Origin of the sequence: uncultured Methylobacterium sp., assembly GCF_964242245.1 — a bacterium.
Classification (GTDB): domain Bacteria; phylum Pseudomonadota; class Alphaproteobacteria; order Rhizobiales; family Beijerinckiaceae; genus Methylobacterium.
The window spans coordinates 1-2,073 of sequence record NZ_CAXTBY010000229.1 but is presented as its reverse complement, the minus strand read 5'-3'; the positions used below and the strand labels follow the sequence as shown (position 1 = coordinate 2,073).

Annotated in this window: 2 protein-coding genes; both read right to left on the bottom strand. The window is 69.7% G+C overall.

Annotated elements, in window-relative coordinates:
* The coding region (locus ACFE8Y_RS21745; protein ID WP_375466439.1) for an HAD-IC family P-type ATPase at nt 1-862 on the bottom strand (862 nt) is incomplete at its 3' end.
* A gap of 338 nt (nt 863-1,200) precedes the next feature.
* Nucleotides 1,201-2,073, bottom strand: an 873-nt coding sequence (gene kdpA, locus ACFE8Y_RS21740; RefSeq protein ID WP_375466438.1) for a potassium-transporting ATPase subunit KdpA, incomplete at its 5' end; no start/stop codon positions are given.

Genomic DNA, 2,073 nt, shown 5'->3' with positions numbered 1-2,073 from the left:
ACATCGCCAGCACGTTGAAGCGCACCAGCCGGTCCATGCCGGCGATGCCGATGGCCGACAGCAGCGCGCCGATGGTGGTCGGGATGAGCGTCACGAACAGCGCCACGAGGACGATGAGCGGGATGGACCCGCCGGCGTAGGAGGCGAAGCTCGGGATCGAGGCAACCGCGAAGACGAAGATGATCGTCAGCCCGGCGAGTAGGATGTTCAGCGCGATCTCGTTCGGGGTCTTCTGGCGCGCGGCGCCTTCGACGAGCGCGATCATCCGATCGACGAAGGTCGAGCCGGCGGCTGCCGTGATCCGCACCTGGATCTCGTCGGAGAGCACCTGCGTGCCGCCGGTCACCGCCGAGCGGTCGCCGCCGGATTCGCGGATCACGGGGGCGGATTCTCCGGTGATCGCGGCCTCGTTGACCGAGGCCACGCCCCAGATCACCTCGCCGTCCGACGGGATGATGTCGCCGGCCTCGACGAGGACGACATCGCCGACCTTCAGGCCGTTGCCGGGCACCGTGTCGAAGGCCCGGCCCTGGCCGGTCAGGCGCTTGGCCATGGTCTCGGTGCGGGTGCGCCGCAAGCTGTCGGCCTGCGCCTTGCCGCGTCCCTCCGCGATGGCCTCGGCGAAGTTGGCAAACAGCACGGTGAACCACAGCCACAGGATGATCTGGCCGGAGAAGGCGAGGTTGGCGCCCCCGGTCAGCACGTCGCGTACGAACAGGACCGTGGTGAGGGCTGCCACCACCTCGACCACGAACATCACCGGATTCTTGATCATCACGCGCGGGTCGAGCTTGGCGAGCGCGCCGACGAGCGCGGGTCCGACGAGGGCGGCGCTGAACAGCTTGGTGGTCTGGCGGGCCATGGCAGGTGTCCGGAAGGAGGGGAGGGGCCGGAGGCTCAGTGGCCCGAAGCGTTTTCCAGCGCGGCGGGGACCGGCTCACATGAAGGAGAGGCGACCACTAAGGAGAGAAAGCGCGGCCGAGGAGAGCGGCGCCGGCCATGAGGCCGAGGGCGCCCAGCAGGGTCAGGCTCAGCATCGCCAGGATCAGGTCGGAGATCCGGACGGGGCCGGAGGAACGCGAACGGCCGGGAACCGACGGCCGTGGGCGATGGCTCCCGAGCCCGCGCCGCAGGGCTATGGGCGCGGCGTGATGGGGCGAGGCTTGGTGAGGCAAGGGGTGATGGGGACCGTCGCGCATCTCAACCCCCCGTCGCGAAGGTCTGGCCGGCCACGCTCGCGAGGTGCTCGACGATGGGTCCGAGCGCCAGCGCGGGGAAGAAGGTCAGCCCGCCGATGATCAGGATCACGCCGACCAGCAGCCCGATGAACAGGCCGCCGTGGGTCGGGAAGGTGCCCGCGGAGGCCGGCACGGTCTTCTTGGCCGCGAGCGCCCCGGCGATGGCCAGTACCGGGATCTTCACGAAGAACCGCCCCACCAGCATGCCGATGGCGAGCGTCGAGTTGTAGAACAGGGTGTTGGCGGTCAGCCCGCCGAAGGCCGAGCCGTTGTTGGCGGCCGCCGACGTGTAGGCGTAGAGGATCTCCGAGAAGCCGTGCGGGCCGGCGTTGGCCGGACCGGCGAGGCCCGCCGCGACCACGGTCGCCACCGCCGTGCCGCCGAGCATCATCAGCGGCAGGCACAGGATGCCGAGCATCGCCATCTTGACCTCGTTCGCCTCGATCTTCTTGCCGAGGTACTCGGGGGTGCGCCCGACCATCAGGCCGGCCACGAAGATCGCGATGATGACGAAGATCAGCATCCCGTAGAGGCCGGCGCCGACGCCGCCGATGATGATCTCGCCGAGCTGCATGTTGATCAGCGGGATCATGCCGCCGAGCGCGGTGAACGAGTCGTGCATGGCGTTGACCGCGCCGCAGGAGGCGGCGGTGGTGATGACGGCAAACAGCGCCGAGGCGGAGATGCCGAAGCGGACCTCCTTGCCCTCCATGTTGCCGCCCTCCAGGCCGAGCCCGTGCAGGAGCGGCGTGCCGGACCCTTCCGCGGCGTAGGTGACCACGACGCCGGCCAGGAACAGCACGCCCATGGCGGAGAGGATCGCCCAGCCCTGGCG